The sequence below is a fragment of the Myceligenerans indicum genome, assembly GCF_016742955.1.
In the GTDB taxonomy this organism is placed as follows: domain Bacteria; phylum Actinomycetota; class Actinomycetes; order Actinomycetales; family Cellulomonadaceae; genus Myceligenerans; species Myceligenerans indicum.
Window position 1 is genome coordinate 1 of the sequence record NZ_JABBYC010000092.1, and the last position, 6,181, is coordinate 6,181.

Annotated in this window: 5 protein-coding genes; all 5 read left to right on the forward strand. The window is 70.2% G+C overall.

From position 1 onward, the window contains the following. The first annotated feature begins 56 nt into the window (after nt 1–56). The gene (locus HGK34_RS21615) at nt 57–1,400 is read left to right on the forward strand and encodes an ABC transporter substrate-binding protein (protein WP_201851369.1); all 1,344 of its coding nucleotides are present in this window, start codon (nt 57–59) and stop codon (nt 1,398–1,400) included. 121 nt (nt 1,401–1,521) lie between these two features. Next, entirely contained in the window at nt 1,522–2,400 is an 879-nt protein-coding gene (locus HGK34_RS21620; protein WP_201851371.1) for a carbohydrate ABC transporter permease, read from the forward strand. 101 nt (nt 2,401–2,501) lie between these two features. Further along, a complete protein-coding gene (locus HGK34_RS21625; protein WP_201851373.1) occupies nt 2,502–3,407 on the forward strand; it encodes a carbohydrate ABC transporter permease in 906 nt (301 codons plus the stop codon). 103 nt (nt 3,408–3,510) lie between these two features. Continuing rightward, nucleotides 3,511–4,557, forward strand: coding sequence for a LacI family DNA-binding transcriptional regulator (locus tag HGK34_RS21630; protein ID WP_201851375.1), 1,047 nt, complete (start codon nt 3,511–3,513; stop codon nt 4,555–4,557). 85 nt (nt 4,558–4,642) lie between these two features. Then, on the forward strand, nt 4,643–6,181 hold a 1,539-nt coding region (locus HGK34_RS21635), incomplete at its 3' end, for a glycoside hydrolase family 32 protein (RefSeq protein ID WP_201851377.1).

Genomic DNA, 6,181 nt, shown 5'->3' on the forward strand with positions numbered 1-6,181 from the left:
CCTTATCGTCGGCAGCGTCAGATGTGTATAAGAGACAGCGATCGACGGAGATCATCATGAAACACCCCCGCACCGCCCTCGCCGCGACCACCTGCCTGCTGTCCCTGGCTCTGGCCGCCTGCTCCCCCATCGGCGGCCCCGCGGCGGCACCGACGGACGTCGCCCCCGAGGGCGACATCGAGCCCCGGGAGATCTCGTGGCTGCTGTCCCGTCCGGCCGACGGCGGCGTCATCACCGCGATGGAGCAGATCGCCGACGAGTACGCCCAGGACCACCCGGGCTTCTCCCTCCGCCTCATCACCACCCCGGACCGGCCCTCCTACCTGCAGCGGCTGGAGACGCTCGCGGCCGCGAACGAGCTGCCGGAGCTGTTCGACATCGACGCCACGCCGTTCGCCCGGAAGCTGGCCGACCAGGGCCGCATGATGGACGTCGAGGCGCTCCTGTCGGACATCGGCGTCCTGGACGACTACCGCCCCGCGGCCCTGAGCTACCAGCGGTTCGACGACGGCTCGCTGTACATGGTCCCCTTCGAGTTCCAGCTCGAGATGTTCTGGTACAACACCGCGCTGTTCGAGCAGGCCGGCGTGGAGGTCCCGGAGACGCTCGACGACTTCCCGCAGCTGTGCCGGGACCTGCGAGCCGCCGGGATCGTGCCGATCGCCCTCGACGGGCAGGACCAGTGGCCGCTGGAGCGGTACCTGGCCTACTACCCGTACCGGCTGGCCGGCCAGGACTACGTCAACGACCTCAAGCGCGCCGACGCCTCCCTGACCGACGCACCGGGCCGGGCCGCGACGAACTGGCTGAGCGAGCTCGGTGAGGCCGGCTGCTTCCAGGACGGCTTCTCCGCCACGGGCTATGCGGACGCGCAGGCGCTGTTCACCAGCGGCCGGGCCGCGACGTACAACATCGGCACCTGGGAGCTGGCGAACCTGGCCACAGAGACTCTCGACGAGTCGGTGCGCGACGACGTCGACTTCTTCACCCTCCCCACCGTCGACGGCGCGGTGACGGACGACAACGAGTACTTCTCGCCGTCGGGCATCGGCATGGCCGTGAACAGCGGCACCTACGACCCGCTGGTGCGTGACTTCCTCGCCTTCGCGCTGGAGGAGTACCCGCAGGTGTACGCCGAGTCGGGCGCCATTCCCCCGACCACCACCGCCGAGGCCGTGATCCCGGCGGACGCCACGCCGCTGTACGGGCGTGCGCTGGAGCTCGCCGACGAGGTCGGCGACCAGTCCGCCGTGCCGTGGGACGCTCTGCTGGACCCGACGTCGAACACGCGTCTCCAGCAGGAGCTCACGCTGCTCGTGCAGGGCGAGATCACGCCCGAGAAGTTCACCACGACCATGGACGACGTGATCGCCGAGAACGGCGCCGAGGCCTTCCAGTGACGCGCGCGGCACACCCCGAACCAGCTCACCCCGAACCGGCGCACCGGCCGCCTGCGCGCGAAGCACGCGCGCAGGCGCCGGCACCCGCACCGGCCCCGGCACCCGCACAGGGAGGACGCCGATGCTGACCCACCGCAGCAGGACGTCGGTCCTGGTGTTCCTCCTGCCGCCGCTGGTGGTGTACGGCGTGGCCGTGCTGCTGCCGATCGTGCAGTCGCTGGTGCTGAGCCTGTTCTCGTGGGACGGGATCACCGCCATGCAGTTCGTCGGGGTGGAGAACTACGCGCGGATGCTCGCCGGGGACGCGGTCTTCTGGCGGGCGTTCGCCAACACGCTCGGGTACCTGACGATCTGCCTGGTCCTGCAGCTCGGCGGCGCGCTGGTCGTCGCCAGCCTGATCCTCGCCCTGCCCACGGGCCGGGAGCTGGCCAAGACGCTGTTCCTCCTGCCCGCGGTCATCTCGACCGTGGCGATCGCGTTCCTCTTCCAGCACATCTACTCCTTCGACCCGCCGGGCCTGCTCAACCAGGTGCTCGACCTGGTCGGCCTGGGCGGGCTCCAGACACCGTGGCTGTCCGACGTGAGCACCGTGCTCGTCGCGGTGTCAGCACCCGAGGGCTGGCGCTTCACCGGCCTGTACATGCTCATCATCTACGCGGCCCTGGCGGCCGTACCCAAGGAGCTGGAGGAGGCGGCACGGCTCGACGGCGCCTCGTGGTGGCAGCTGTTCCGGCAGATCCGCTTCCCGTACATCCAGCCCGTCTGGATCACCACGGTCATCATGGCCACGACCTACGCACTGCGCGGGTTCGACATCCCCTACCTGCTCACCAACGGCGGGCCGGGCCAGTCGTCGGAGCTGCTGACCACCTACATGTACAAGACGGCCTTCACGTCGACCGACTTCGGCTACGCCAGCACCGTCTCGGTGTTCATCGTGATCGAGTGCCTCGTCGCCGTCGGGCTCATCACCGTGCTGCTGCGCAGGAGGGACGCATGACCACAGGACACCTGGCACAGGGCCGGCGGGCACAGGACCCGCGGGCGAAGAGCCCGCGAGCGCCTGGCCGCCGGGCACCGGAACACGGAACGGAACACGTCATGACCGCGACCTCGCAGCGCGCCGGCCGCCGCGGCACCGCCCCGCGCCCCTCCCTGCCGCCCGCGGAACGGCGGCGGCGTCTGGACCTGCACCGGTCGCTGACCACCGTGGTTGTCGTCCTCATCGTCGCGGTACAGGTCTACCCCCTCGTGTGGCTGTTCCTGACCGCCCTGCGCACGCCGGCGGACTTCGCCTCCGGCAACCTGTTCGCCCTGCCGGGCGAGATCACGGCCGACAACTTCGTCCGCGCGCTCGGCACGGGCAACCTGGGGCTGAACATCCTGAACAGCTTCGTCGTCACGATGGGGGCGAACGTCCTCATCGTGCTGCTGGGCACCATGGCGGCCTACGCGCTGACGGTGCTGGGATTCCGGTTGTCCGGGGTGGTGCGGGCCGTCTTCCTGCTCGGCATCATCGTGCCGGTGCAGATCGCGCTGGTGCCGCTGTTCATCGACTACTCGTACGTCGGCCTGCTGGACACGTACGCGTCGATGATCATCCCGCTCGCCGGGTTCGCCCTGCCGATGTCGGTGTACCTCTTCTCGTCGTTCTACAGCTACATCCCGGGCGAGCTGTACGAGGCCGCGATGCTCGACGGGGCGGGGCCGTACCGCATCTTCACGCAGATCACGTTCCCGATGTCGCTGAACACGATCGTCACGGTGGTGATGGTCAACGCCATCTTCATCTGGAACGACTTCATCTTCGCCAACACGTTCGTGCTGTCCGACGGGCTGCGCACGATCCCCCTCGGCCTGCAGAACTACATCGGCGCGATGGGCAACGTGGACTGGACGGCGACGTTCGCCGCCGTCTGCGTCACGATCACGCCGCTCCTGCTGGTGTTCCTCGTGCTGAACAAGGCGATGATCCAGGGGCTGGAGAGCGGGGCGACGAAGGGATGACGCGGCACACGGCCGAGCCTCCGACGCCACCTGCGCCCGCACGACCACCGGCAAGGCCGGCGGGCGAGCCGAGCACAGGACCAAGACCAGGGAGGATGCTGCGATGACGAACTCGACACCGCGGCCACGACGGCGAGGAGCCCGCGTCACGCTGCGAGAGGTGGCGGAGGCCGCCGGCGTATCCACCGCGACGGTCTCCCACGTGCTCAACGAGACCTCTGGCGCACGGATCGGCCCGGACACCCGCCAACGGGTGCGCGACGCGGCGGACGCGCTCGGCTACCGACCGAACGCGGCCGCGAAGAACCTGGTCACCGGCACCACCCGGTTCATCGGGCTGGTGGCGGACGCCATCGCCACCACCCCGTTCGCGGGGCAGATCATCCACGGCGCGCAGGACGCCGCGTGGCGGCAGGGCTACACGCTGCTCGTGGCGAACACCGCGGGCAACACCGAGGCCGAGCGCGACGCCATCGCCATGATGCTGGACCACCAGGTGCAGGGCATCCTCTACTCCACCTGGTACCACCGTGCCGTCGAGCTCCCGGCCGCCCTGCGCGAGACCAACACGATCCTGGTCAACTGCTACGCACCGGGCAGCGACCTCCCGGCGGTGGTGCCGGACGAGGTCCAGGGCGGGCGGACGGCCACGCAGGCCCTGCTCGACGCCGGCCACCGCCGCATCGCGTTCGTCAACACCACCACGCCCTCACCGGCGCACGACGGACGGCTCCGCGGCTACGGCGAGGCGCTGCGCGCGGCAGGTATCACCGTCGACCCCGCCCTGGTGTTCGACGCCCGGCCGGAGCAGGAAGGCGGGTACGACGTGCTCCCCCGCGTCCTGGAGCAGGGCGTGACCGCCGTGTTCTGCCACAACGACCGCGTGGCGATGGGCCTGTACGACGCCGTCCGCGAGCGCGGGCTCACCGTGCCGGAGGACCTGTCGGTCATGGGCTTCGACAACCAGGAGATCATCGCCGCCCACCTGCGTCCGCCGCTGAGCACCGTGGGGCTGCCGCACGGCGAGCTGGGTGCCGCGGGCGTACGGCTGCTGCTCGGGCAGCAGGACGTGCCGCCGGGCGGGCGGCTGGAGGTGACGTGCCCGCAGGTGCTGCGCGCCTCGGTGCGCAACCTCGGGGCAGCGGGCTGACCACCTCCCCGACGTGGACGAGGGGGCGGGTCCGGCAGCTCCGACCCAACATTTCGACCGAACCATCAGACAAAGGAGTCCACACATGGTTGAGATCACTCGACGCCACCTCCTGAACGGCGCGGGCGCCGGCGCGCTCGCGCTGCTGGCCGGTGCCGGAATGCCGGTGCCGCCCGCACGGGCGCAGCAGTCGCTGCGGGCCGTCTACCACATGACCCCGCCGGCCGGCTGGCTGTGCGACCCGCAGCGCCCCGTGCTCCACGGCGGCGCGTACCACCTCTACTACCTGCACTCGGACCAGAACTTCGGCGACGGCGGCTGGGACCACGCGACCACGACCGACTGCGTGTCCTTCACCCACCACGGGACGGCGCTGCCCCTGCAGCCGGACTTCCCGGTGTGGACGGGGTCCGTCGTCGTCGACGACGCGGACACCGCCGGCTTCGGCGCCGGGGCGATCGTCGTCCTCGCGACACAGCCCACCGACGGCGTACGGCGCTACCAGGAGCAGTACCTGTACTGGTCCACCGACGGCGGGTACACCTTCACCGCGCTGCCCGACCCGGTCATCGCCAACGACGAGGGCCGTACGGCCACCACGCCGGAGGAGATCGCCAACGCCGAGTGGTTCCGCGACCCGAAGATCCACTGGGACGCGGTGCGCGGCGAATGGGTCTGCGTGATCGGGCGCCTGCACTACGCCTCGTTCTACACGTCGCCGAACCTGCGCGACTGGACGTGGCGCCACAACTTCGACTACCCCAACCACGACCTGGGCGGGATCGAGTGCCCGGACCTGTTCGAGATCGTGGCCGACGACGGCACGCGCCACTGGGTCCTCGGCGCCAGCATGGACGCCTACGCCGTCGGGCTGCCGATGACGTACGCGTACTGGGTGGGCACCTGGGACGGCGGGCAGTTCCTCACCGACGACCTGGAACCGCAGTGGCTGGACTGGGGATGGGACTGGTACGCCGCCGTGACCTGGCCCGTGGCGGAGGACCCCGAGCATCGCAGGTACGCGATCGCCTGGATGAACAACTGGAAGTACGCCGCGCGCGACGTCCCCACGGACGCGACCGACGGGTACAACGGACAGAACTCCGTGGTGCGGGAGGTGCGGCTCGCGCTCCAGCCCGGGGGCTGGTACTCGCTGCTGAGCACGCCCGTGGACGCGCTGTCCCAGTATGCCCGCGCGACGGTGCCGCTGCCGGACGTGACGGTCGACGGCAGCACGGTCCTGCCCTGGTCCGGGCGGGCGTACGAGCTGGAGCTCGACATCTCCTGGGACACGGCGACCAACGTCGGGGTGTCCGTCGGACGGTCCGCCGACGGGACCCGCCACACGAACATCGGCAAGTTCGGGGACACGATCTACGTCGACCGCGGGCCCTCCGACCAGGCCGCCTTCTCCCTGGTGCCCTACACCCAGGCGGAGGCCCCGATCGACCCTGCCGCACGCAGCGTGCACCTGCGGATCTTCGTCGACACCCAGAGCGTCGAGGTCTTCGTCAACGCGGGCCACACGGTGCTCTCCCAGCAGGTGCACCTCACCGACGGCGACACGGGCATCTCCCTGTACACCGACGGCGGCCCCGCCAGTTCCTGTCTCTTATACACATCT

Coding starts and splice junctions, on each gene's coding strand:
- HGK34_RS21615 (WP_201851369.1), top strand. CDS start 57: ATGAAACACCCCCGCACCGCCCTCGCCGCGACCACCTGCCTGCTGTCC.
- HGK34_RS21620 (WP_201851371.1), top strand. CDS start 1,522: ATGCTGACCCACCGCAGCAGGACGTCGGTCCTGGTGTTCCTCCTGCCG.
- HGK34_RS21625 (WP_201851373.1), top strand. CDS start 2,502: ATGACCGCGACCTCGCAGCGCGCCGGCCGCCGCGGCACCGCCCCGCGC.
- HGK34_RS21630 (WP_201851375.1), top strand. CDS start 3,511: ATGACGAACTCGACACCGCGGCCACGACGGCGAGGAGCCCGCGTCACG.